24 protein-coding genes are annotated in these 24,942 nt (G+C 56.8%); 12 read left to right on the top strand and 12 right to left on the bottom strand.

All coding sequences use genetic code 11. The annotated features are described in order from the left end of the window. The first annotated feature begins 71 nt into the window (after positions 1–71). The 4 genes from W822_RS40500 to W822_RS46550 all read left to right on the top strand — a co-directional run bounded on the left by W822_RS40500 (position 72) and on the right by W822_RS46550 (position 3,188). Positions 72–713 (top strand): homoserine/threonine efflux transporter, encoded by a 642-nt coding sequence (locus W822_RS40500; protein ID WP_024006470.1) that lies wholly within the window; start codon positions 72–74, stop codon positions 711–713. A 692-nt stretch (positions 714–1,405) separates the two neighbouring features. Continuing rightward, positions 1,406–1,930 (top strand): hypothetical protein, encoded by a 525-nt coding sequence (locus W822_RS40495; protein WP_024006469.1) that lies wholly within the window; start codon positions 1,406–1,408, stop codon positions 1,928–1,930. Between the two features lie 43 nt (positions 1,931–1,973). Further along, on the top strand, positions 1,974–2,855 hold the full coding sequence (locus W822_RS40490) for a hypothetical protein (RefSeq protein WP_024006468.1): 882 nt from the start codon (positions 1,974–1,976) through the stop codon (positions 2,853–2,855). A gap of 165 nt (positions 2,856–3,020) precedes the next feature. Beyond that, positions 3,021–3,188, top strand: a complete 168-nt coding sequence (locus W822_RS46550) for a hypothetical protein (protein ID WP_024006467.1) — start codon at positions 3,021–3,023, stop codon at positions 3,186–3,188. Between the two features lie 54 nt (positions 3,189–3,242). Here W822_RS46550 and W822_RS0123930 read toward each other — a convergent pair whose 3' ends face one another. Then, positions 3,243–3,536: a hypothetical protein gene (locus tag W822_RS0123930; protein WP_024006466.1), complete on the bottom strand. Its 294-nt coding sequence runs from the start codon at positions 3,534–3,536 to the stop codon at positions 3,243–3,245. A gap of 190 nt (positions 3,537–3,726) precedes the next feature. Further along, complete coding sequence (locus W822_RS40485) at positions 3,727–4,608, bottom strand: alpha/beta fold hydrolase (protein WP_051401811.1); 882 nt, start codon at positions 4,606–4,608, stop codon at positions 3,727–3,729. 279 nt (positions 4,609–4,887) lie between these two features. On the opposite strand from W822_RS40485, the gene W822_RS40480 reads away from it, so the two are divergent. Then, complete coding sequence (locus tag W822_RS40480) at positions 4,888–5,202, top strand: DMT family transporter (protein ID WP_024006464.1); 315 nt, start codon at positions 4,888–4,890, stop codon at positions 5,200–5,202. A gap of 45 nt (positions 5,203–5,247) precedes the next feature. On the opposite strand, the gene W822_RS40475 is transcribed toward W822_RS40480, so the two are convergent. Next, positions 5,248–7,083, bottom strand: a complete 1,836-nt coding sequence (locus W822_RS40475) for a monovalent cation:proton antiporter-2 (CPA2) family protein (RefSeq protein WP_024006463.1) — start codon at positions 7,081–7,083, stop codon at positions 5,248–5,250. 383 nt (positions 7,084–7,466) lie between these two features. On the opposite strand from W822_RS40475, the gene W822_RS40470 reads away from it, so the two are divergent. Then, positions 7,467–8,972 (top strand): DASS family sodium-coupled anion symporter, encoded by a 1,506-nt coding sequence (locus tag W822_RS40470; protein WP_024006462.1) that lies wholly within the window; start codon positions 7,467–7,469, stop codon positions 8,970–8,972. Between the two features lie 45 nt (positions 8,973–9,017). On the opposite strand, the gene W822_RS40465 is transcribed toward W822_RS40470, so the two are convergent. The 5 genes from W822_RS40465 to W822_RS40445 are packed head-to-tail and all read right to left on the bottom strand — an operon-like array spanning position 9,018 to position 14,160. Further along, positions 9,018–10,160, bottom strand: coding sequence for a mandelate racemase/muconate lactonizing enzyme family protein (locus tag W822_RS40465; RefSeq protein ID WP_024006461.1), 1,143 nt, complete (start codon positions 10,158–10,160; stop codon positions 9,018–9,020). Between the two features lie 21 nt (positions 10,161–10,181). After that, on the bottom strand, positions 10,182–11,141 hold the full coding sequence (locus W822_RS40460; protein WP_024006460.1) for an NAD(P)-dependent oxidoreductase: 960 nt from the start codon (positions 11,139–11,141) through the stop codon (positions 10,182–10,184). Next, positions 11,131–12,036 (bottom strand): fumarylacetoacetate hydrolase family protein, encoded by a 906-nt coding sequence (locus W822_RS40455; RefSeq protein WP_024006459.1) that lies wholly within the window; start codon positions 12,034–12,036, stop codon positions 11,131–11,133. Before W822_RS40455 ends, W822_RS40460 begins: the two co-directional genes overlap by 11 nt. Positions 12,037–12,043: 7 nt before the next feature. Beyond that, on the bottom strand, positions 12,044–13,183 hold the full coding sequence (locus W822_RS40450; protein ID WP_024006458.1) for a mandelate racemase/muconate lactonizing enzyme family protein: 1,140 nt from the start codon (positions 13,181–13,183) through the stop codon (positions 12,044–12,046). Next, positions 13,180–14,160, bottom strand: coding sequence for a Bug family tripartite tricarboxylate transporter substrate binding protein (locus W822_RS40445; protein ID WP_024006457.1), 981 nt, complete (start codon positions 14,158–14,160; stop codon positions 13,180–13,182). The genes W822_RS40450 and W822_RS40445 overlap by 4 nt, the downstream gene beginning before the upstream one ends. Positions 14,161–14,279: 119 nt before the next feature. On the opposite strand from W822_RS40445, the gene W822_RS40440 reads away from it, so the two are divergent. The 6 genes from W822_RS40440 (at position 14,280) to W822_RS40415 (ending at position 20,192) form a co-directional block, all read left to right on the top strand. Continuing rightward, the gene (locus W822_RS40440) at positions 14,280–14,999 is read left to right on the top strand and encodes a GntR family transcriptional regulator (RefSeq protein ID WP_051401810.1); all 720 of its coding nucleotides are present in this window, start codon (positions 14,280–14,282) and stop codon (positions 14,997–14,999) included. Positions 15,000–15,230: 231 nt separating this feature from the next. Then, on the top strand, positions 15,231–16,550 hold the full coding sequence (gene hisD, locus W822_RS40435) for a histidinol dehydrogenase (protein ID WP_024006455.1): 1,320 nt from the start codon (positions 15,231–15,233) through the stop codon (positions 16,548–16,550). Next, positions 16,547–17,314 carry an SDR family NAD(P)-dependent oxidoreductase gene (locus W822_RS40430; protein ID WP_024006454.1) on the top strand — a complete coding sequence of 256 codons (768 nt, stop codon included), beginning with the start codon at positions 16,547–16,549 and terminating at the stop codon, positions 17,312–17,314. The genes hisD and W822_RS40430 overlap by 4 nt, the downstream gene beginning before the upstream one ends. Next, complete coding sequence (locus W822_RS40425) at positions 17,311–18,327, top strand: LacI family DNA-binding transcriptional regulator (RefSeq protein WP_024006453.1); 1,017 nt, start codon at positions 17,311–17,313, stop codon at positions 18,325–18,327. Before W822_RS40430 ends, W822_RS40425 begins: the two co-directional genes overlap by 4 nt. Positions 18,328–18,396: 69 nt before the next feature. After that, on the top strand, positions 18,397–19,383 hold the full coding sequence (locus W822_RS40420; RefSeq protein WP_024006452.1) for a Bug family tripartite tricarboxylate transporter substrate binding protein: 987 nt from the start codon (positions 18,397–18,399) through the stop codon (positions 19,381–19,383). A gap of 23 nt (positions 19,384–19,406) precedes the next feature. Beyond that, positions 19,407–20,192, top strand: a complete 786-nt coding sequence (locus W822_RS40415; RefSeq protein WP_024006451.1) for an HpcH/HpaI aldolase family protein — start codon at positions 19,407–19,409, stop codon at positions 20,190–20,192. Here the strand turns inward: W822_RS40415 and W822_RS40410 are convergent. The 4 genes from W822_RS40410 to W822_RS40395 form a co-directional block, all read right to left on the bottom strand. Beyond that, the gene (locus tag W822_RS40410) at positions 20,186–21,190 is read right to left on the bottom strand and encodes a Bug family tripartite tricarboxylate transporter substrate binding protein (RefSeq protein ID WP_051401809.1); all 1,005 of its coding nucleotides are present in this window, start codon (positions 21,188–21,190) and stop codon (positions 20,186–20,188) included. The genes W822_RS40415 and W822_RS40410 overlap by 7 nt on opposite strands. An 85-nt stretch (positions 21,191–21,275) precedes the next feature. Beyond that, positions 21,276–22,106, bottom strand: a complete 831-nt coding sequence (locus W822_RS40405; RefSeq protein WP_051401808.1) for an aspartate/glutamate racemase family protein — start codon at positions 22,104–22,106, stop codon at positions 21,276–21,278. Positions 22,107–22,108: 2 nt separating this feature from the next. Next, complete coding sequence (locus tag W822_RS40400; RefSeq protein ID WP_024006448.1) at positions 22,109–23,797, bottom strand: class I adenylate-forming enzyme family protein; 1,689 nt, start codon at positions 23,795–23,797, stop codon at positions 22,109–22,111. Continuing rightward, positions 23,788–24,942: an acyl-CoA dehydrogenase family protein gene (locus tag W822_RS40395; protein ID WP_024006447.1), complete on the bottom strand. Its 1,155-nt coding sequence runs from the start codon at positions 24,940–24,942 to the stop codon at positions 23,788–23,790. The genes W822_RS40400 and W822_RS40395 overlap by 10 nt, the downstream gene beginning before the upstream one ends.

Raw genomic sequence — 24,942 nt, 5'->3', positions numbered from 1 at the left:
GGCGTCGGCAGCCAATCCCGCGTTATAGTAAACAGCACAAGCGTTGCAAACTCTTTTTCCGGATTATTCAAATGTCATACCATGCTGTTGCTGCCGCCATCGGCCTTTTTGCGCTGACTTTTCTGAGCCCGGGCCCCAATCTGTTTCTGATTGTCCAGACCAGCCTGTCGCAGGGCAAGGCGGCGGGGCTGGCTGCGGGTGCCGGTGTTGCGACCGGTGACGCCATTTACGCCGCCCTCGGCCTGTTGGGCATGGCCACCGTAATTTCCACCAGCCACACGGTGTTCTCTGCCATTCAGATACTGGGGGGCGCCTATCTGATCTGGTATGGTCTGACACTATTTCGCCAGGCCAGGGGCCGGACCAAAGCCGTCCTGGGTACAGCGTCGCCCCCTTCTGCTGCGCCTTATACCAAAGCACATTTTCGTCGGGGCATGATCACCGACCTGGCCAATGCCCAGACCGTGTTGTTTTTCGTGAGCATTTTCTCTGTCACCATTACACCCGATACGCCCTCTTCTACAAAACTGGCCATCTGGCTTGGCATTTTCCTAACGTCGCTCTTGTGGCGATCCATCGTTGCGCTTGCGTTCTCCCGTCCGTTGGTGCGGCGTGGTTTCATGCGCGTGCAGTCCAGCCTGGAGCAACTGGTGGGTGTTGTACTGACATGCTTTGGTCTTAAACTGATCTTTAACGGCCTGCGGCCAAACTAAAGCGCGGGCCCAAGTGGACGAGCAGGCGAACCCGCAGGCACCGTTGACGGGCACCGCAGCTCATTTGCATGCTGCCATTTTCCGTATCTCATTGAATACGCTGGAAAAATAGCACATTTGTGATACAATGGGCGGCATCTTCAATATCATTCTTTTTCATGAACGCTTCTGCATTCGCACGACACGATCGCTATCGGGATTCTGCCCGAGGGGTTGTGCTGTCTCGCGTACTCGCAGCCGTTCGTCCCACTGCCCGCCTGGCTCCCCAGTTCCTGAGGTGGTTCGCCGTACTTTTCTTGGCCGTGCGTCAGGAACGACACGGCAACTGATCCTCAGTCCGACTTCCTTTCGCACGGCGTAACGGCCTAACTGCCCAGAACGTCCCCCACCAGATCATTCTATAGCGCCTGCCCGTTGCATGCGCCCTTAAGCACATTTCTCTGGTCCGGGTTCCCTGGTACACAACTGTCCGGCAAACGCACCGCAATCGCATGCGGATGCCTCGCCATGGAAGTGAAAATGGAACTGAATAATTACCTCTTGCGCTTGATACCACAAACGCCACGTACAACAGACGCGCTTTTGTTGCGTCGCAGGCCTTGCTGCGCCATTGTGCTGCCGGATGCATCCACCTTGCCCCGCGAAATGAACCACGCTTCTATGCAGCAGCACCGAGCGTCGGGAGGTTCACAATGAGATTCGACGTTCGCATCGCGAATGAACAAATCGACCAGGAACTGGCCACCCTGCAGGCGAGAATGGCCCATGGCCGCCATGCGCTGATGAAGCTGCCCGTTCTGGATATGCGGTTTCCGGATATCGAGTTTCGCGTCCGCAAGATCGCACGCGAGCAGCGTGTTTACGCCATCGACACGCGCTGCCAGCGTCTGGTTGGGTATTCCGTTTTCGATATTCTTCCCGAAGGATCACGCAAGCTGCATGGAACGGTACGCAGTGTCCACTCGCGCTACGCAACAAACTATCAGGGACGCGGCATTGCCACCGCCTTGTACACCAAAGTGCTGTCCGACGGCTTTGTTCTGGTCAGTGGCGCCCGCCAGTCACTTGCGGCCTATGCTCTTTGGAAATCGCTTGGGCGACGCATGAGATTCAACATTGTCAGAATCAGCCCGGAAGCCATCGAGCCGCTACCGATTTCAGAACGGGACAAACGGTTTCATGATCTGGATGTCCGCCTGCAATTGTGTGCTTCGTGAGCCGCAATGCCAATGCCGCCCCTTATATTGACGAGAGTAAAAAATGGACCTCAGTAAAAAAACAATACGCTCAAAACAGCCCTGCTCCAGCGGTTTCCGCTGGTTTTTGAAAAACACCCCGGACGGGGCCGATTATCAGTACCTCATCGACACCCTGCTTGCCGAGGGCCGGGTCACCGATGCCTGCTGGCTCGTTGATCAGTTTGGTCCGGTCAAGGACGGACAATCCATTGACAGCCTGGACAGCGAAGCGGTCGTAGCCGCAGCCAGCCTGACCATCGGCGGGAACCTGCATAGTGACTCCGTACTGCGCGTAGCGGGCGATCTGCATGTTCAGGGAAGCGTGCGGGTCGGTGGCGATATTCATATCGAAGGCGATCTGTTTGTGGACGGAAACCTGAGCTGCAGCGGCAAGGTCGTTGTCGAAGGGTCGATCAAAGCAGGCTGGGGCATCGACGTGCAAGGCTGCTTCCAGTGCGAGGGCGATGTTCGCGCCGGCTGGTCACTGACCTGCGCCACGGGCATGGACGTTGGCGGCGCCATTGTCGCAGGCGAAGAAATTGTCTGCGCCGAAACGCTGCGTTGCGGTAAAAGCGTGCGCGCGGGCGGCAATATTTCCGTCGATGGCAATTTGACTGTAGGGGAAGGCATTATTGCCAGAGGTGAAATCAAAAGCGGCATGCATATCAAAGCCGACTGGGGTATTCAGGCAGACAGCACGATCGTGGCGACCGGATCGATCATGGCCGGCGAAAGTATTATTGCCGCGGATGAAATTCGTTGTGGTGCCGGCTATGGGATATTTGCAGGCACGCGTGTGATGCGAGAGTTCTGGCCCGACAACGCAATTGTGTGTGCCGCACAACGACCGAATGAACTGCAAAGCGGTCATTGGATCGAAAATCTGTACACACAGGCGGCCTGAGCAGGCTGTGGTTATGCCCATATCCCACAGGATGCCCAGTCTCGCAACCGGGCTACCCATCTGAAGCCGGTGTAGTCTATTGAAATCCGATTTACATGAGGCAATGGACTTTGATCACGTTTGTGATTAAGATTCGTGAATGACTGGAACCAGATGGGGAAATGTATGAAAAAAATGATTATTGTCGCAAGCTTACTGACACTGTTCATGTCTGGCTGTGTTGTACACGACAGGCATCACGGCTACCGCGATGGCTATCACGGTAAAAAATCCAATGGACACGGGCACGGTCGCTTCTGTCCTCCCGGACAGGCCAAAAAAGGCAACTGCTGATCGCCCGCCTGTCAACATAACAAAGGAAAACCCGCTACGGCGGGTTTTCTGTATTTACAGATTATCCAGCAGCCTGACGATCCCGCCCAGGTCTCCAAGCGGCTGCTGGGGCGGACCGGAATAATAATCATCGCGATAGTCATCGCCCCGGCATTTTCTTTTCTCTTCGTAGTCACCGTTGCGCTTGTACTTGCGTTCTACTTTACATGGGCCGTCGCGGAATTTTTCCTTATACTCCCGGTGATGATAATAATCACGATAATCGTCGTCATCATCATCGTCATGCGCAAACACACTGGCCGGAAGTGCCATTAAGCTGGCAAGCAGCAACGTCAATATGCTTTTCATCACTTGCTCCACAATTGAATTACCCCAAGTGTAATATCCCGGTTGATATTCAGATAGCGGCGCAGGCAGCTAAGTTTTTCAATTGCTTGCAGAGAAACGCAGAAACGAAAATAAGCACTTTCAAACGGTTTCCGTCATCCGTCGCTGCAAAGGCAAACAGTAACGACGGACGGTGGGTAGCACTGGCTTTTCACCCGCTGCGCTTCACCCTATGCTTCGCAAGAAACGCAAGCACCGTTTTATTGAATTGCTCAGGACGCTCCCACGCGACGGCATGGCCGGCATCCGGAATCAGCGTCCATTCGTGTTGGGCAAGGTGCTTAACCCATAACATCATTAACGCGGGCGGTGCCAGCAGATCAGCGCCAGCGCTGATCACGGATACGGGCATATTCAATTGTGAAATTTTTTGGTAGGTATTGGGTGACCGCAATGGTTGCGAAGGGACACCCGCCTGCCGGGCACCTTCTTCAATATCGTGCCATTTTTTCAGGCCCTCGGGATTGGCGCCGCGGTAAGATGCCCCTACTTCGCGATAAGTTGCCGATTGCTCGCGTATGCCCGGAATTTCAATGCGCTTGATGAATTGCTGGATCTCGTCTTCCTGAATCGACCCGGTACTGGCGGCGACTGTCAGGCTTTGCAGCTTGTCGCCATGCCACGCGGCATAATCCAGGGCGATAAAGCCTCCGCCCGCTATGCCAAGCAAATGAAACCGGTCGATTCCCAGTTGTTTGACCAGCGCGTCCAGGTCATCCGCCACGGTGCCCGGCTGGGCACCGCTGGAGGAATCCGGGGTGCTCTGGCCCGACCCCCTGCGATCGAAGGCTATCACCCGGTATCCGGCCCTTGAAAAATCGTCCTGTTGGTATTCCCAGCTTGCGCTGGTGCCAGTATTGGCATGCAGCAACACCAGCGGTTCGCCATCGCCCCCTGTGTCCGTATACCACAGATTGACGCCTGGCAAAGCAATATGTCTGCCCTGGGGGGCCGCCGCCTGGCCAGCTAATGGTGTGAGACCGGTTAAGGATAATGTGAGGACCCGCAGGCAGGTCCGGGTGAAAAAATTCATGTAATCTCCTGATATAGGCTGTTATTAGAGGCGTATTATTCTTACCGTCCACATCATATATGACATAGGACTATAGAACAACACAATGACCTTTACCTTCCTGTCCGGCGTCTCGACTGCCTCATAACTACTCCTCATATATCGGCTGGCTCTGACACCTGCAAAAGCAGCCGAATCCATGCCGCATCGCACTAATACAAGTGCTATAATTTCGCCGGGGACGACCCCGCCCATTTGGGAACCTTGTTCGGGACGACCCGTTTATGAAAGGAGGCCCAAATGGCCTGGATTCTATTATTTATCGCGGGTCTGCTGGAGATCGTATGGGCGTTCTCCATGAAGCAGTCGGAAGGTTTTACGAAACTTGGCGCGACCTCTATCACACTGGTGGCCATGATTTTGAGCTTCGGCCTGTTGTCCTGGTCCATGCGAACACTACCGCTGGGTACTGCGTACACGGTCTGGACCGGCATCGGCGCAGTGGGCGCTTTCGTGGTGGGTATTGTCTTCCTGCATGAACCCATGAGCGCGATGCGCATTCTGGCCGCTGCCCTCATCATAGGCGGACTGGTCCTGATGAAACTCTCGTCATAAGGGGTGCATTGGAGACGCTCCGCCAAAAGGCGGCGCCATACTGCACTATTCTGACTTCGCCGCCGGCTCCAGTCCGTCGCATTCGTTCATGAGCTGTCCCGTCTGCCGCGGCGGGACCAGCGGCGAGGTTGGACGCGGACGGGCATGAGAATATTGCATATCCACGCCGGCATACACATCGTCGGCGGCGACTTCCGTCTCGAAACGCTCGTTATCGCGGTCCCGGATTTCCCGGCTGATTTGCTCGACTTCATCGGGATCAACGCCCAGCTCTCGCAAAATCGCGCCGCCAAACGTCATCGCGGACTCAAAGGTTTCGCGGATCATATAGTCGACATTCTTTTTAACAAGATGCAGCGCGTGCTCGCGATCATAAGTCCTGACCAACAGCTTGGCCAGGGGGAATTCATTGGAGACCAGATCGACAATGCGATTAGTCGTTTCCTTATCGTCCACGCAAACAATGATGGCCTGTGCGGTATCGGCGCCGGACGCATGGAGGATATCCAGGCGTGTGCCGTCTCCATAATAGATCTTGAAGCCGAAGGTTTGGGCATTACGGATCATGTCGGTGTCCGTATCGATAATCGTGACATCCACGCCGCGGGCCAGCAGCAATTGACTGGTCACCTGGCCAAACCGGCCGAAACCGATCATCAGCACGCTGCCGGTCAGGCCCTCGGCCACATCCACGCCATCCATTGACACCTGCTGACCGGACTGGGTAAACCGCTTGAACAGAATACCGGCCACCGGCGTCAGCACCATTGATAACACTACGATGGCCGTCAGGTTTGATTTGATGGCGTCGTCGATCACTTGCGCGCCGGCCGCAGCCGAAAACAGCACAAAGGCAAATTCACCCCCCTGAGCCATCAGCAGGGCACGGTCCAGCGCCTCGCCGTGGGAACTTTTCGTGATTCGCGCCACAATATAGACCATCACCGCCTTGACGAGCATGAGGGCCAGCACGCCGCCGACAATCAGTGGCCAGTGTTGCGCGACGACCGCCAGGTCAAGGGACATGCCGACGCCCAGGAAAAACAACCCCAGCAAAACGCCCCGGAACGGTTCGATGTCGGCCTCGATCTGATGGCGAAACGTTGATTCGGACAACAGCACGCCCGCCAGGAACGCGCCCATTGCCATAGACAGGCCGCTGACCTGCATCAGCAGTGCTGCGCCCAGCACGACCAGCAGTGCCGCCGCTGTCATGACTTCCCTGGCTTTTGCCGCTGCCAATACCCGGAACAGCGGATTGAGCAGCCAGTGCCCCGCCGCGATCAGCGCCGCAATCGCGAATAATCCTGTACCGATATGCGCCAGACGCGCCGACGTCGTTTCGATAACCTGATTGGGCGCCATGAACGCCACGATCGCCAGCAACGGCACAATCAGCAAATCTTCAAAAAGCAGTATCGCAACGATTTTCTGCCCCCGGGGCTGGGAGATATCGCCGCGGTCACCCAGTAGTTGCATAACAATGGCGGTGGATGTCAGCACAAACCCTGCTGCGGCAACGAAGGCCACCTGCCATGTGAAGCCGAAAAGCAGCCCGACCGCCATCAACCCCAGGGCGCATGCGACAATCTGCAGCGTGCCCAGACCGAATATTTCGCGACGCAGTCCCCATAAATGGGACGGTTGCATCTCCAGACCGATGACGAACAGGTACATGACAATACCCAATTCGGCGATCTGCAAAATAGCAGCCGGATCTGAGAAAAAGGCCAGACCGAAGGGCCCGATGGCCAGACCTGCGACCAGATAGCCCAGTACAGATCCCAGGCCGATGCGCTTGAAAAGCGGAACGGCAATCACTGCGGCAGCCAGCAAAACGACTGGGGACAACAGGCTGATCGAATGCGCTTCGGAACTCATAGTTATCTCTTGTTGTGGTTAGACTTGATCGTCGGTAACTGCCCTATTTCCGGCCTGTGCGTTAGGGCGGTCAATCGCCGATACGCGAGCACCGAATGAAGTGTAGCACTCTCTTGCCGGATCACACCATGCCCGTCAAAGCAGCGAGATTGAAAAAATAGCAAATGTCATCGTGCCGATAACTTGACCTTGCACTCGACAATGCTTTGTGGAAGCAAGAATTGGTCACGGATTTGTCACACACAAATGCGATAAACTGCAGTCAGACACGGGAACAGCGTCGCAAATCGGACCCGCGACGCATATTCAGGGTACAGGCAGTGCACCGCTCTCGTGCCGGACCCGATCGCCAGGAGCGTTGTTCAAGTAGCAAGGAATGAAACGTGATAAATTCACTCAAAGCCGCATTGATCTACTTCCAGAAACATGTGCCCTTCCGGTTTTTCCCCGCACTGGTCACCACGCTCTTTCTTGCCGTCATGCTGCTGTTGCCCACGCCGGACGGCCTCACAGCCAAAGCCTGGGCGTTGGTTGCGATTTTTCTGACGACTATCCTGGCGATTATTCTCAAAGTGATGCCGATCGGCGTCATGGCGATGATGGCCATTACCATCGTCGCCCTGACCGAAGTCACCTCCACATCGTCCAAAGGCGCGATCGCCGATGCACTTGCAAGCTTTGCCAACCCGCTTATCTGGCTGATCGTCGTGGCAATTCTGGTCTCGCGCGGCCTGAAAAAGACCGGGCTTGGCAAGCGGATCGGCCTTCTTTTCATTTCCCTGCTGGGACGTCGCACCGTTGGCATCGGCTACGGGCTGGCCGTGTGCGAACTGGTGCTGGCGCCTTTTACCCCCAGCAACACGGCCCGCGGCGGAGGCATTGTCCACCCGATCATGAAATCCATCGCGGCCGCGTTTGATTCCGATCCAGCCACGAACACCGAACGCAAGATCGGCACCTATCTATCCCTGGTGAACATGCATGCCAATCCAATCACCTCTGGCATGTTCATTACGGCAACTGCCCCCAACCCGCTGGTGGTTGACCTGGTCGCGCGGGCGACCAACCAGACCTTTCATTTATCCTGGACTGCGTGGACGTTGTATATGCTGGTGCCTGGCCTTATTTGCCTTGCACTCATGCCGCTGCTGGTCGCACTGCTGGCGCCGCCCGAAATAAAGGCAACCCCGCACGCGATTGACTTCGCCCGCACCGAACTTAACAACATGGGCGCGATTTCCGGTGGCGAAAAGGTCATGATCGGCACATTCGGCATTTTGCTTCTGCTCTGGGCCAATGTCCCGGCCATGATACTGGGGCCCGCCTATACACTTGACCCGACCGTTGTCGCTTTTGTAGGCCTGTTCATCCTGATTATCACCGGCACGATAGACTGGGACGATGTTCTCTCGGAAAAAAGCGCCTGGGATACGCTGGTCTGGTTCGGCGCACTGGTCATGATGGCCGAACAGCTGAACAAAACAGGCGTCATCAAGTGGTTCTCGGACATGCTGCAAAACGGCATCGTCTCCGCGGGTCTCGGCTGGGAATGGGCCGCCGCCCTGCTGGTGCTGCTGTTTGTATTTTCACATTACTTTTTCGCCAGCACGACCGCCCACATCAGCGCCATGATGCTGGCGTTCCTGAGTGTCGGCGTAACATTGGTACCACCGGAGTATGTCGTTCCGTTCATACTCATGATGGTCGCCGGATCCAGTATCATGATGACATTGACCCACTACGCCACGGGCACCTCGCCCATTATTTTCGGCAGCGGCTACGTTACGCTGGGCCTGTGGTGGCGGGTAGGATTCGTCATGTGCGTTATCGAGCTGGCAATCTACGCAACGCTGGGGGTTGCGTGGTGGAAGGTGCTGGGATTGTGGTGACCAGCACTGCAACACAGGGCAAGTCTGACGCTCCCGCTTCGCAATCTACACATAGCACGGACCGTCTATCAATGGATGGGCCGCGACAAATTTTTCGTCAATGACCAGCCCGATGCCAATGCCATCGAGGGCAGTAACGCAGCCGTCGGCATCAAGCACATAGGGCAAGGTGTTCGTCAACTGGTCGCGAAAAGGATTATATGCCGTCAGATCCGCTTCAAAATAGCCGGGGTTATCGATGGCGCACATGAAACTAATGGACGTGGCCATATTAATCGCCGTGGCAGAGGTATGCGGATTGACGCCAAGACCGTGACAACTGGCCATGGCCGCAATTTTCAATGATTCCGTGACCCCGCCGGCCTTGGACAGATCGGGTTGTACAAAGCCCAGCACCTGGGCTTCAAGCAACGGTTCGAACTCGTAGCGGGTATAGTGGTTTTCGCCGGCGGCCAGGGGTGTCCGCCCGGATTGCGCCGCCCTTTTGTACAGACCGAGATCGTGTGCAGGAAACGGTTCTTCCAGCCAACCCACATTCAGGTCGTCATAATGAGGTAGCACCCGACGCACATCTTCCAGCGTGTAATTGGTATTCGCATCCACCAGGATATCAATATGCTCGCCCACTGCTTTGCGGACAGCGGTCACTCGCGCGACATCCCGTTCTATATTATCCCCCACGCGAAGTTTCAGTGCGCGGTAGCCCTGGGCAACATAGCCTGCGGCCTCTTCGGCGAGCGCCTGGGGCGCCTGCCAGCCCAGCGATATGCCGCCGGCATATGCCCTGACTGGCTTTTTCCTGCCGCCGATCAGCGTATGCAAAGGCAAGCCGGCGATCTGGCAACGAATGTCCCAGAGGGCCAGATCAAGACCGCTGAGCGCAAGTGCCGCTGCTGCACCCATTCCATGGCTCGATATTTGCATCTTATATACTTTTGACCAGACGCCCGACACATCCATGGGATCCATGCCGACCACCAGCTCCGCCATCGTGGTATCGATCAACCTGGCAATGGCCCCGGGACAACGACCATGATGCGCCTCACCCCAACCGACTGCCCCGTCGTCTGTTTGCACCCGCACCAGTACCGCGTCCCGTTTGACGCTTCTGCCGATACCCAGACGTACGGATTTGTTTTCAGGAACAGGAAAGGAAATGGGGTGGGCCTGAATACTGGAAATTTTCATATTGAACCTTTAGCGAATGGATTAGTTGTAGATTTCAGGATTGACGACATTGGCGAACCGTTTTCCCTGCAAGAGCCGCAGGACTTCATCGACAGCCCCCCGGCTCATGCGCCTCATGCTGTCCGTGGTGATACCGGCGATATGCGGCGTCAGATACAGGTTTCGCAAACTTGGCGGATACATGCCGGCCGGGACCGGCTGGATATCATGGACATCCAGTATGGCAGCTGCGATTTTTTCATGGCGCAGCGCATCCAGCATGGCGGCCGTTTGAATCACCGGCCCGCGCGAGACATTGATGAGTATGCTGGATGCTTTCATGCTGTCGAATTCAGGCTGCCCCACCAAACCGGTCGTATCCGCATTCAAGGGACATGACAACACAATCACATCGGCCTCTGAAAAAAGCGTCTTTTTATCTGCGTACGTGACTTCGACAGGCAGTCCTTCCCGACGCCTGGACAGACCGATCACCCTCATGCCCAGGGCGGTGGCGACACGGGCGAGCGCACTGCCGATGGCCCCGACCCCGACAATGCCCAGCGTCTGGCCGCCAAGCTCGCTCATCTGATCAGCCAGCTGCCGCTTTTCCGGCCAGTCCGATCCACCGTGATCAATGCATTGCCGGTCGAGCTGGCGCCGGACCAGCAACATCGCCGCCACGCAATATTCCACTACCGAAGCGGTGTTGCACCCGGGAATATTCGCCACCGGTATTTTTCTGGACGTCGCGCTTGCCATGGGTATCATATCCAGTCCCACGCCGTGCCTGACCACGCCCTTCAGCCTGCGCGCGTCATTGAAAATATCATCGGGAAGCCGGGCCCGGACGATCAGCGCATCGGCATCGACAATCAAACGACGCAAGGTGTCCGGATCCGTCGCAGGTGCGACAATCACGTTCGCATGCAATTGAAGACGGGCGGCTTCATCGGCCAGGATATCGTTTGTCAACAGCACGGTCGGTTTGCTATCGGTCATGCGGGCACTCCTTTTCTACTTGGTTGCGCAGTTCGCCCAAATGGTCGATACAGATCGAAAGCGACATTCCCGGCGCAAGCCAGGCCGGCGGCTCGTGCGTGGCGGCCACACCTGCCGGCGTGCCTGTGGCAATGATATCTCCCGGTTCCAGCGGCATTTGCGCAGATATATATTCGATCAGTTCGTCAATACGAAACAGCATCTGGCTTGTGTTCGAGTCTTGCAGGCGGATTCCGTCGGCATCCAGCGTGACGGCCAGATCATGGGGATCGGATATGTCATCGACCGACACGATCCAGGGACCAAGCGGTCCCGAGGTCCTTTGATTCTTGCCGCGTACGAATCCGCCATCCTGCTTCACATAATTGGTGACGCTGACATCGTTGAAAATCGCATAGCCGCAAACATAATCCGCGACGTCCTGCCTGCTGATTTTTAAAGCCTGTTTACCGATGATCACGGCGAGCTCGGCCTCGTAGGTTATCCGGTTGTCCGGGTCGATTTTGATGACGTCTGCCGGACCGATAATCGTGCTGGCCGATTTAATAAAAATAACCGGCTGCGGCGAAGGAGCGCGGTTGATTTGTGCCAGCCCGTCCCGGTAATTGAAAGCGGCGCCGACAATTTTTCCTGGATCGGGCAAGGGCGCCAACAGCTTCACATCCGCAAGCGGCAACAGACACGAATCAGCTGGCGGCTCCGCACGCAGCGCCACGGACAGCGCCTGCAGTCCATATCCGATCCAGTCTTGCATGGTCGGTTTCAGATCCCGCAGAGGCGCAGGCCTGAGCGGATGCGCGCCATCGATAACATAGTCGCCGGGCCTCCTGCGTCCTGCCTTTGCAATCACGCCTGCCCGTGCGACTCCATCATGTTCAAATGTGACAAAACGCATGGCGGGTTCACACAGCGTACTTTTTCAGGACGCTTCGATCGATATCGATGCCCAGTCCGGGCTTGGTCGGAATCCGTACCGCGCCGTTCACCAGCAGTATGGGTTCGGTCGCCAGATGATCCCTGAACGGGTTCTCGCATTGCTCGAATTCAAACAGCGCAGGCATGGGCCTGAAACTTGGCGGCTGGTCGGGCAAGGCCGCAATAAAATGCAGGGTCGCGGCAACGCCGATCACAGAACCCCAGGCGTGGGGAACACACTCCACGCCATGTGCGGTGGCCATCGCGGCGATTTTTTTGCACTCGCTGAACCCACCGGCCGCGCACAGATCGGGCTGGATAATATCCATGGCCTTACGGCTGACAATATCCCTGAATCCCCACCGGGTATACTCGTTTTCTCCTCCGGCCACCGCCATATCCAGGGCCTGCGTCACCTGCACGTAGCCATCGATATCCTCGGGAGAGATGGGTTCTTCGAACCATTCGACATCCAGCTTTTCCAGCTCGCGTCCCAGGCGGATTGCGGCAGGCACGGTGAAGCAATGATTAGCATCCACCATGAGGCGAATATCGTCGCCGATCGCCTTGCGCACGGCCTCCACCCGCGCCAGGTCCAGTTTCGGCGAACCCAGGCCGATCTTCATTTTGATGGCGGAGAAACCGTCTTGCGCATACGCCTGGGCTTCTTCGACTGCTTCTTCGATCAACCGGTCCATATCAATAAAATACAAGCCGGTCGCGTAGGCTGTCACCGTATCCCTGAACGCGCCGCCGATCAGCTTGTGCACCGGCTTGCCGGTGCTTTTGCCAATAATGTCCCAGAGCGCAATATCAATTCCGCTCATTGCAGCAATGGCCATGCCTTTGGCGCCATAGTCCTTGATCCGGTTATAGAGATCCTCCCATATGACCTCGACATCAAACGGGTCGCGGCCAATAATGCGTTGGGCAAATTGCGTATCGATAAAACTGCGGGCAACGTGAGAGGGACCGTAACATTCGCCCCATCCCACCGTACCGTCTTGCGTTTCTATTTCCACAATGCATGAGCCTCGCGTCTTATACAGCCAGCCCCGCGATGATGTAAAGGGACGTTCTATGGGGGTGCTCACGACATGGCAGGTAACTTTCTTGATGACACTCATTTCTTTTCTTCCGCTTTGTTGAATACTTTGGCACTGGCGCTGTCCAGGGTTTTCTGGACTGCATTGATTTCACGTGTGAGGTCGTCTCCTTTAAGCGGACTGACAATCACGCCATTGCTATCGGCAAACGATTTGAACTGCGCGCTTTCGATCGCACTGGAAAACAGTTCGATCAGCTTTTCACGGACGGATTCCGGCGTTTTTGCGGGCGCAACGATATAGGCCATCTGCACCAGCGGTCCATATGGAAATACGTCATAGCCCAGCTCTTTGAAAGTCGGCACGTCGGGCATGATGGCCAGTCTTTCCGTGGCAAACAAACCGATAGGCTTGACTTTTCCCGCGTCAATTTGCGACTTGCTTTCCGACGGCTTGAGCACGGCCGCCGCAATCTGTTTACCGGCAAGGTCGGCAATCACCTTGGCGCCGCCCGTATAAGGAACATTGATATAAGAGGCTTGCGCTGCGCGCGCCGTCATCGTGGCAAATATATGATTCAGATTTTGAGAACCCGGCGTGCCGATTGACACTTTGCCTGGATTATCTTTTATGTGTTGCAGGAAGCTTTTCAAGTCCTGCGGTCCGCTGTCAGCCGGTACGAGCAGCATCAACGGGTCCACAGATACTCTGGCGATGGGCACAAACTGATCGTTGGTCAGCGGCGTGAGTTTTTGGGAAATCTGCGCCAATGTCGAACTGGTTCCCATACCGACCATATAGCCGTCGGGTTTGGCTCTGGCAACTTTGGTCATGCCGATGGAACCCGTCGCGCCGGGTACATTCTCCACAATCAACGTGACGCCGGATTGATCCGCAACGATTTTTTGCAATTGCCTGGCGGCAATATCATTGGACCCGCCCGCATTCCAAGGAATGACGAACTGAATGTCTTTTTCAGGGAATTGTGCGACGGCAGAAGGAAGGTGGCCGGCGAGCATGGCCGTCATTGCCCAGGCCGCAAAGTGCATTCGTTTCATAGCATGTCTCCAGAAAGGTGGTTTGTTGTCGTACCGTTTCCACATTTCCGCATTCTAACGAAGTTTGTTATAACAAACAACAAATAAATTAATTTGATGCCGCCCGCAAATCGGTTACTATGGCGGCAACATTTCAATCATTTTCCGCCGCTATGTTCGCTCCGCTGTCCCCGCTTGAAAAAAACAACCTGTCCGATCTTGCCTATCTCGCCATGAAAAATGCCCTGCTCTCGGGCGATTTCAAACCAGGCGAGCGGCTCATCCTGAGGGACGTGGCAGGCAAGCTCGGGATCAGTCTCACGCCAGTCAGGGACGCAATCAATCATCTGATCGCCGAACGGGTTCTGGACCGTGGCCCGGGTGGACAAAAAGGGGGGGCATCGGTCCCCGTGCTCAGTCGCGACCAGATCAGGCAGTTAATGTTTTTGCGAGCGGAGCTCGAATCGAAACTGGCCTACGCAGCCGTCGCCCATATCAATGACAAGGACATCGACAAGCTCGAACATATTGTCCGGCAAATGAGCCGCTGCATTGATAGCGACAGCAAAAGCAAATATCTTGACCTGCACCGGAGTTTCCATTTTTCGCTGTACGAGCACGCTCGGATGGACGTTGTGCTGGATATAACGGAAATACTCTGGCTGCGTTGCGGCCCGGCGCTCAACGCGGTGCTGCCCGACTATGTCCCGAATCTGAAGCAGCAGGATTATCATCAGGCGGCGCTCAATTTTCTTAAATCGCGAGAGGCAGCGCGTGTCTCTGACAGCATCAGGCTGGATATCACGGAAGCAGGAAAGTATATCGATCTGCAGTACGCCCGCTCGGAAGCAAATCAATAACAACCGGGGGCATACAGCGTCGCATCGCGCGGCCTGATAAGCCATCGCCCGGTGCCCGGAGCTAACCGATCCAACCATGGTTTATGGTGCCGGGCCAGAAAGAATCAGCAAGATGACAGCGGTGTCAGGACCGCGTAATTACGGGTATACCCCTATTTGCATACCTATGCAAGGACTTGACCATACCCGTACTTTCTGTTTTTTTAACCGTTGACGCTTGAGCCCTTTACCATGATCCAATACCTGAAACGCGGCCGGACGGCCGAAGTCAAATCCGACGATGATGCCAAAGTGCGGGCCACTGTCGAAGACATTATTCGCCATATCGAAAAGGATGGCGACGATGCCGTCCGTGAATACAGCAGGAAATTCGACAACTGGGACCCGACCGATTTTCGCCTGTCGCGCGACGACATTGCGGCGGCGCACAAGCAACTGTCCGCGCGCGAAATCGAAGACATCGCGTTTGCCCAGAAACAAGTCCGCAATTTTGCGCAGATCCAGCGCGATTCCATGAAAGATGTCGAAGTCGAGACCTATCCTGGTGTGGTGTTGGGACATAAACACATTCCCATGAATGCGGTGGGTTGCTATATTCCGGGCGGCAAATACCCCCTTCTGGCATCAGCCCATATGAGTGTACTGACCGCAAAGGTTGCCGGCGTCAAGCGTGTCGTGTCCACTGCCCCGCCCTATCAGGGCAAGCCGCATCCAGCCATTGTGACTGCGATGGATATGGCCGGCGCCGATGAGATCCTGGTGCTGGGCGGCGTACAGGCGGTGGTTGCCATGGCCGTTGGAACGCCCAGTGTCGCCCCGGTAGATATGCTGGTCGGTCCCGGCAATATGTTTGTTGCCGAAGCCAAGCGCCAATTATACGGACGCGTAGGCATCGACCTGTTTGCGGGCCCGACAGAAACGCTGGTGATTGCGGACGATAGCGTTGACGGCCAATTATGCGCCGTTGATCTGCTGGGCCAGGCCGAACATGGTCCGACCTCCCCTGCAGTATTGCTGACCAATAGCGAAAAACTCGCACGCGATACGCTTGCCGAAGTCGAACGCCAGCTGACAATCCTGCCGACGGCGGCCATCGCCCGGCAAAGCTGGGCAGACTGCGGCGAAATCATTGTGTGCGATACCAAAGAGGAAATGCTGCAAGTGGCCGATGACCTGGCCTTTGAACATGTCCAGGTTATGACAGAGGACGTCGACTACTTCTTGAACAACATGACGAATTATGGCGCGCTGTTTCTGGGACCGCGCACCAACGTCAGTTTCGGCGACAAGGTCATCGGCACCAATCACACGCTGCCTACCAACCGTAACGCACGCTATACCGGCGGGCTGTGGGTCGGCAAATTCCTGAAAACCTGCACCTACCAGCGCGTGCTGACAGACGAAGCCAGCGCAACCATGGGCGAATACTGTTCACGCCTGTGCCATATGGAGAACTTCGCGGGCCATGGCGAGCAGGCCAATATCCGCGTGCGCCGTTATGGCAACCGTCCCGATCTGCCCTGGTACGAACCCGTCGCGGAACAAGCATGATCGAATTACCGCAAAGCCCAAACTTCCGGCTGGATGGACAACGCGCCCTGGTCACCGGCGGCAGCAGCGGCATCGGACTGGCCGCCGCGGTCGCTCTTGGCCGCGCCGGCGCCCATGTCACGCTCGCGGCACGCCGGCGCACCGAGCTGGAAGCAGCCTGTTCGGCCCTGCGCGCCGAACAGCTATCGTGTGATTTTGTCGTGCTGGACGTGACACAATCGGCTGATGTGGATGCTGTCGTGGCGGATGCGCCGCCCTATCGCATTCTGGTGAACAACGCGGGCATGAACCGGCCGGTCCCAATGATCGAACAGACCGACGAGGATATCGATGCGGTATTCGATCTGAACGTCAAGGCCGCGTTTTACACCAGCCGCGCGGTAGCGCGCCGCTTGCTGAGCGAGGAGCTGCCCGGCTCTATCATCAATATGTCCTCGCAAATGGGACACGTCGGCAGCCCGCGCAGAGCACTATATTGCGCCAGCAAGCATGCCATGGAAGGCATGACAAAGGCCCTGGCCTGGGAACTGGGCGCCAATGGCATCCGCGTCAATTCAATCTGCCCCACCTTTATTGATACGCCGCTGACACGGCCGATGTTCGACAAACCGGGTTTCCGTCAATGGGTATGCGAACGGATCGCCCTGGGCCGGGTCGGTCGTATCGACGAAGTGATGGGCGCGGTGGTCTTTCTGGCCAGCGATGCCTCCAGCCTGATGACAGGCAGCGCCCTGATGCTCGATGGAGGCTGGACCGCAGCATGAAATCCGCCCCTCGCGCGCAGGACGTGGCCGATCTTGCGCAAGTATCGCAATCGGCCGTCAGCCGCACCTTCACGCCCGGCGCCAGCGTATCCGAGGAGATGCGCAGCAAAGTGCTGGCAGCCGCTCAGCGCCTGGGCTACCGGCCCAATGCGCTGGCACGCAGCCTGATCACGCGTCAGAGTCGCATCGTGGCCCTGGTCATGAGCTATCTGGAAAACCAGTTTTATCCGCTGGTGATTGAGAAGCTGTCGCAAAAGCTGCAAAAAGAAGGCTATCACGTGCTGATGTTTATCGCCGATATCGACGAAGGTGCAGACGGCGTGCTGGCCGACATTCTGCAATATCAGGTGGATGGGATTGTCCTAGCATCGACCATGCTGTCACCCACGCTGGCAAAAAGCTGCTCGGATCTGGGCGTGCCGGTGGTCCAGTTCAACCGCATTTCGGACCTGGCCGGGTTGACGCGCTACGCAACCAGTTCGGTGACCTCCGATAATGCAGTCGGCGGCCGGCTGGCGGCCGAGTTATTCGTGGCCCGCGGCTATGAACGCATTGCTTTTCTGGCCGGGCTGGAGGACTCGTCCACCAGCCTGGAACGGGAACGCGGCTTCACTGAAGCACTGGCCGATCTCGGCAGTGACCTGGCGTACCGTGACACCGGCCATTACAGTTTCCAGTGTGCGCAAGACGCCGTAAGGCGGCTGTTTGATCGTGCCGATCGACCCGATGCCCTGTTTGTCGCAAATGATCATATGGCGATTGCCGCCATGGATGTCTTGCGCCTGGAACTGGGGCTGCAGGTACCGGACGAGGTAGGCATCATCGGCTTTGACGATGTCCCGCAAGCGGCCTGGGGCGCTTATCAGCTAACCACGGTTTCGCAACGCGTGCAACCCATGGTGGATGCAACGGTCGCACTCCTGCTAGAGCAAATGTGTGGAGAAGTGCATGCACGGGAAATCGTTGTGCCCTGCACGCTGATAGAGCGAAAGACAGTCCGAGCCGCGACATAACCACATTTTATTGAAATTTGAAACTGCGGACGCGAGCGTTCCGCTAGCAGTAGAAATGGAGTCTCCAAAATGAAGAAACTTAATCTGTTTACGGGCGCATTCTGCGCCGCAGCGCTGCTGGCGCTCAGCCCGGTCACTCACGCACAGGATGCAACGAAGTGGCCAGAAAAACCCGTAAGGTACATTGTGCCGTTCTCGCCCGGCGGCGTATCGGACGGCGTCGCGCGATTGCTCGCCGAGCAGTTATCCAAACAGCTCGGGCAAAGCATGATTATTGAAAACAAGCCGGGAGTATCCGGCATCCTGGGCACCCAGACCGTGGCAAGATCCCCGGCCGATGGCTACACAATCATGGGCGGCACCATCACCACGCATGCAGTCAATCCCTTTTTTGTGAAGTCGCTCAGCTACGATCCAGTCAAGGACTTTACACCCGTCGCACTGGTCGGCATGGTGAGCAACGCCCTTGTTGTGCGCGCGGATAGCCCCTTCAATACGGTACAGGATGTGATCGACGCAGCCCGAGCCAAGCCCGGTGCACTGAATTACGGCACAGCGGGACCAGGTACATCGCAGCACCTGTCGGGCCAGCTATTCCAGTCCATCACCAAAACGACCCTGCAGCAGATTTCATATAAAGGCGGATCGCAGGCAATGGTCGATCTGATCGGCGGCCAGATCGATCTGATATTCGAAACCGTGGCTGCCGCGCGCCCCATGATCGATTCAAAACGCGTCAAAGTGCTCGGTGTCACGTCCTCGACTGAACTGGCTGATTTGCCGGGTGTAAAACCGCTGGCCGAGCTTGGCGTACCGAATTTTGAAATGCAGTCATGGCAAGGTGTGTTTGCTCCCGCAGGCACACCACAACCTGTTGTGGACAAACTGGCGCATGAAGTAGCCGTTGCCGTCAAAATGCCGGAGTTTGCCGCCAAGCTGCGCCAGCTGGGTGTCGAACCCGACGGCCGCGGCAGCAAGGAATTTGCCGCTTTTCAGAAAGCCGAAGTCGAAAAATGGCGCAAAGTCGTTCAAGAAGCCGGGATAAAGGCCAACTAACAATACATTCAAAGGACATTGCCATGACAGAACTTCATCATCCACTGGACAATCGGCTGCCGGACCTGCTACGCGGAGCCGGCCGCGTACGCGGCGTATTTAACGGGTTGCCCAGCCCGGCCATTGTCGAGATGTGCGGCTACGCCGGTTTCGACTTCATTATTATCGACAACGAACACGGTAGTGCAGATCTGGGCGTGACGGAAAACATGCTGCGCGCGGCGCGCGCCAGCGGCATTATTCCTGTCGTGCGTTGCCTCGCGCATGACCTGCCCCGCATACTGGACATGGGCGCCAGCGCAGTGCAGATTCCGATGGTCGAATCTGCCGAGCAAGCGCAGGAACTGGCAGCGCGGGTGTTCTATCCGCCCAGGGGCCTGCGCGGCAGCGCGTTCAGTACACGCGCAGCCGGCTACGGTGCTTTCGGTGGCGCAGGCCACACCCAGCGCAGCAACGACGGCGTCAGCCTGATTGTCATGATTGAAACGCCACTGGCCATCAGCCGCGCCTACGATATTGCAAATGTGGACGGAGTCGATGCGGTTTTCATCGGTCCGAATGACCTGGCCCATGCCATGGGTCATGGCAGCGACTGGAACGCGGCGCCGGTACAGCAAGCCATCCGTGATGGACTCGCTGCCATTGCGCGCGCCGGCAAGTGTCCAGGCATCATTGCGCTCACGCCAGAAGATGAAGAGAAATACGCCGCATTGGGTGCCCGCTATTTTGCCAATGTGAGCACGGCGATCATCACCCGTGCGCTCAAGATTGCGGCCAATCCGGGACAAGAAGCCGCCTTGCGTTATTGAGGCTCCAGCCCCGCCTGCTGCACTCCCTCCTGCCAGCGCTGCAGGTCTTTCCGGATTTGGGCAGCGTATTCTTGCGGCGTTGTGCCTTCAGGCGCCAGCCCGCGCTGTTCGAAGAACGTCACCATCTCCGGCGTTTTCAGGATCTGCGCCACATTTTTCTGCAGCAGATCGATGACAGGCGCAGGCGTTCCCGCCGGGGCCATCAGGCCATACCAGGAATTTACTTCGAACCCCGGATAGACCTCTGCAATCGCAGGCAGCTCGGGCAGCATCGTGGAGCGCTTCAGCGTCGTCACTGCCAAGCCCCGCAGCTTGCCGGATTCAATATACGTTTTAACGCCTGCGGCATTCAAAAAGGCTACATCGATCTCTTTGCCCATCAGTCCGGTGATCACCGGCGCGGCACCTTTATAGGGGACATGCAGCAGTTCGATACCCGCCTGGTGAGACAGGATCTCGCCTGCCAGATGCGTTGTGCTTCCCGGACCGACCGAGCCGTAGGAAAGTTCGCCAGGGTGGGACCGCGCATACGCGACAAACTCCCCCAGACTATGGATAGGCAGGTCCGGCCGCACCACCAGCACATTGGGCGCCGATACAATCTGGGTAATGGGCGCCAGGTCTTTGGTCGAGTCATAAGGCATGTTTTTTTGCACGGCCGGGCTGATCGTGATAGGACCGACATGCGAGAACAACAAAGTATATCCATCGGGTTTGGCCCGCGCGACATAGGCGCTGCCGATGGTCCCGTTTGCTCCGGCCCGGTTCTCGAGAACAACCGGCTGACCCAGCCGGGCCGACAGTTGCTCCAGAACCGGCCGGGCCACGGTATCGGCCGGCCCCCCGGCAGTCCACGGATTGATGACGGTAATGGGCCGTTCCGGATAACTGGCAGCCGCCGCCGGATTGACAAGCAAGCCGCAGGAATACGCCAGCGTCAGGACCTTGGCGCACGTTAGAAAACATTTGCTGGAAAAATTCGAAAAAAAATTCATCATTGTCACCACTTACCCTAAATTCACTCTTGTTATCACCGGGCGCTGAATACAGGCCCATTTATTTCTTTCGCCTTACGACAGTCGGTCATGAAGATGGAATGCGGCTACCCAGATCGTCCAATCCATAAAATGCCAGCACCTGTTCGAAGCGACCGCGGTCCGGCGCCTGATGGAAATACCCATGATTGGATGGTCGCATGCCGCTGACGCGCTTCAGGTCCACCAGCAACTCGGCCATTTTGAATGAAGCAGCGATGCCGTCAATGACCGTTGCCCCTGCGATTTCTGTCACCCCGGCTTTTGAAAGCAGCAGATTCATCGGCATTTCGCCGGGCACGATCACATCTGCACCCGTCTCCCTGACAAGCTTTTCGCCCTGCTCGACGATTTTGTCCACCACCTCGCCCATGCGCGCGTCATCCATATGCGCCGCCAGCACATCATTGAACCGGACACCGGCATGCTCGATGCCGGCAAAGCGTTCCGTCAGGCCCCAGTGCCGAAGCTGTTCAGGCCAGAAATCCAGGCGCTCCTTGATAAAAAAAAGCATGCCTGCACGACGGCCATAGAGACCCGCCAGGTTGAACGCCGCTTCGCCATAGCCGACGACAGGAATATCGACAATGGTGCGTATCTCCCTGGCCATTGGACCCGCGATACTTGCCAGCACCATGGCATCGAACCCCTGTTTTTCTGCTTCGCGGGCAGCTGCGATCCACTGTAGTCCGTGCATCCAGTAAAGGACCCCGTAAGCCAGATCAGATCCCGGGTAATCGTTGGTATAGGTGCCCGGTATTTGGCCATGCAGAACAACGTCGGTGTCCGGACGGATGACTTCGTCGATTCGTTTTTTAAGTCCCAGTTCGTACGCAGGCAAATCCTGCAGGACTGTGAAGCTTTGATGCCAGATACGCATAATCATTTCCTATCGGGTTGATGTTCTTTGTCAAATCGACGAACCCATTCGCGCAATATATGGCGTTGCAGTTTTGCGCCGTGGGCCGCCGTTTGATACGGCAAATCCTCCACGATATATATTTCACGCGGAGTCTTGAAATTGGCCATACTCGACCGGCACCAGTCGCCCAGCGAAGCAGAACTTGCCAGCGCCCCTGCTCGCAGTTTGACGAAGGCAACCGGCACTTCCCCCAGCCGCTCATCCGGACGCGACGTCACCGCAGCGTCCTCTATCATGTCATGCGACTTGAGCGCGCTCTCGATCTCTTGCGGAGCAACGTTGAACCCACCCACTTTCAGCATGTCCTTTAAGCGTCCCGTATAAAAGACAAAACCTTCCCCGGTGCGGATGCCACGGTCCCCGGTATGAAACCAGCCATCAGCAAATGCGACTGCCGAGACTTCGGGATCGTTCAGATAACCGCCCGCGACGGTCGGGCCCCGGACCAGAATTTCGCCCTCCTGATCAGGCGCCATGTCTTCTCCATTTTCCGGGTCCGCGATGCGGATCTCGACGCCGGGCGCCGGTCGGCCTCCCGCCTTGACCGCAATATCAAAAGGGTCGTCCAGATGGTTTCGCAGAATCATGGGATTGGTTTCGGTCATGCCATACGGATGGATAAACCGATACAGGCCGAGCGCCGGTCCCATGTCGCGGGCCAGTTTTTCGTCGACGCCGGCCGTGAAGGCCACGGTTCCCCGTCTCACCTGCTTTTCATGATTTCCGTGGGAGGCATTCGCCTGTATCAGCTCACGGATATGTACATCCACCCCATGAATGACACTGCAATTTTCTGCATGCATAAGTTCGCACGCCTGGGCGGGACGGAAGGTATCCAGAAAGACCAGGCAGGCTCCAGCGCCGAATGTGGATAACACTTTATTGGCGCCGCCGGAGATGCCGAAAAAAGGATAAAGCGTCAATACCCGTTCGCCAGGACCCAGTTCGATAAGTGATCCTGCCTGGACGGAATGAGGCAGGATATTGGCCGATGTCAACGGCACGCCCTTGGGAAAAGAAGTGGTGCCGGAGGTATAGAACAATATGGCGACCTGATGATCATCGTCCTCGCGCGGCGGTTTCCCATGGCTGGCCGCGTGCTGCGTCCCCCACGCCAGCATTTCCCGCACATCCACAGCACCTGGCATCGCCATGTCATGCACGCCGATTATTTTTCTCAACGACGTCAATTGACTATACCCATGTGCCAACGGTTCGCCAACGGCGTCGGCAATCAATGCCGGATAATCGGTCCCCAGGTATTGTCCCATCCCGACCATGGCGACCGCGCCCGAGTGCTGCATGACATATCGCAATTCCCGGCTTTTGAATCGGGGATTGATGGGGATGAACGTTGCACCGAGCCGGGTGATTGCAAACAGAAACAGGATCCACTCGGGGAAACTTGAAATCATGACGCCAACCCGGTCGCCCGCCCGGATGCCTTCGCGCATCAACGCCCACTGCAATGCCCTGACATCAGCGGCCAGTTCCCGATAGCGCCACCGTCGCGGCGTGTCACCCGCCATCTGGTCGCTGGCGACAATCGCCTCGTATGCTGCGTAGCGATCGCCTATTTCATCGATAAATCGGCCGAGGCTCCACCCTTCCGCTGCCAGTTCATGACCGCTCAATGCGCTTACTGGCATGAATATACCTCCTTGCCCAGGCAGGCGCGGGCGATCTGATTTTTCTGAATTTCGCTTGTCCCTTCCCCGATCCGGAACGCGCGGACATCACGGTATAGCATTTCCAGCGGAACGTCGGTGGTATAGCCCATGCCTCCCAATAATTGCAATGCCTGATCGACTACCCGACCCGCCATCTCCGTGGCCGACAGCTTGGCCATGGAAACGGACTGTCTGGCATCGGCGTTCAGATCCATTTCTCTTGCGGCGGCATAGACAAGCGCGCGCGCCTGTTCCAGATCCAGCGCCATGTCGGCGACTTTCCATTGCAATCCCTGGAAACTGCCCAGCGGCCTGCCGAACTGTTTCCGGATGCGCAGATGGTTTACCGCATAATCATAGGCCCGCTGGGCGATGCCCAGACAATGCGCGGCAACGCCGATACGGGAATCCTGGATATTGGATAAGCCCAACTTGATACCCTGCCCCACGTCTCCAAGCCTGTTCTCATCAGGTACGAAAACATCGTCAAAGAACAATTCGCAGATCGGATAACCGCGCCATCCCATCTTCTGCTGAACCCGCCCGACTATAAACCCCGGCTGGCCCTGGCCAACGATGAACGCGGTAGGCTCCTGCCCCTCCGGCGTCTGCACATTGGCGATAACAAGAACGAAATCGGCTTCATTGCCGTGCGAGATAAAATGCTTGGTCCCGTTCAGCCGCCATCCATTTCCGTCACGAATGGCCCTGCTGCTCAGGGCCATCGCGTCTGACCCCGCGCCGGGCTCGCTCAACGCAAACGCCCAGATCTTTTCTCCCTGAACGGCGGGCTCCAGAAACTGCTTGCGCTGTTGCGCCGAACAAGCCATGAGTGCCTTTGGAGGCCTGCCGACCAGGTTGGCCAGCGCTACCCCTGCCTGGCCCAGTTGCTCGCGTATCAGCACCTGTGCAAAGTAAGGCAGACCAGGTCCGCCTGCCGACTCGGGCATATTGAATGCAAACAGGCCCAGCTCACGCGCTTTCGCGCGCAGCGCCTGGCGGATATCCGCTGGAATTTCATCAAGCCGTTCGACGACCGCCTCTTGCGGCCACAACTCTTTCTGGACAAACTGTCTGGTCAACTCTGCAAGTTGAACAAACTCTTCAGGAATCGCATAATTCAT

The sequence above is a fragment of the Advenella kashmirensis W13003 genome, from assembly GCF_000506985.1.
Taxonomy (GTDB): domain Bacteria; phylum Pseudomonadota; class Gammaproteobacteria; order Burkholderiales; family Burkholderiaceae_B; genus Advenella; species Advenella kashmirensis_A.
Note: the sequence above shows the minus strand (reverse complement) of the source record. Positions and strands in the feature narration are given on the sequence as shown.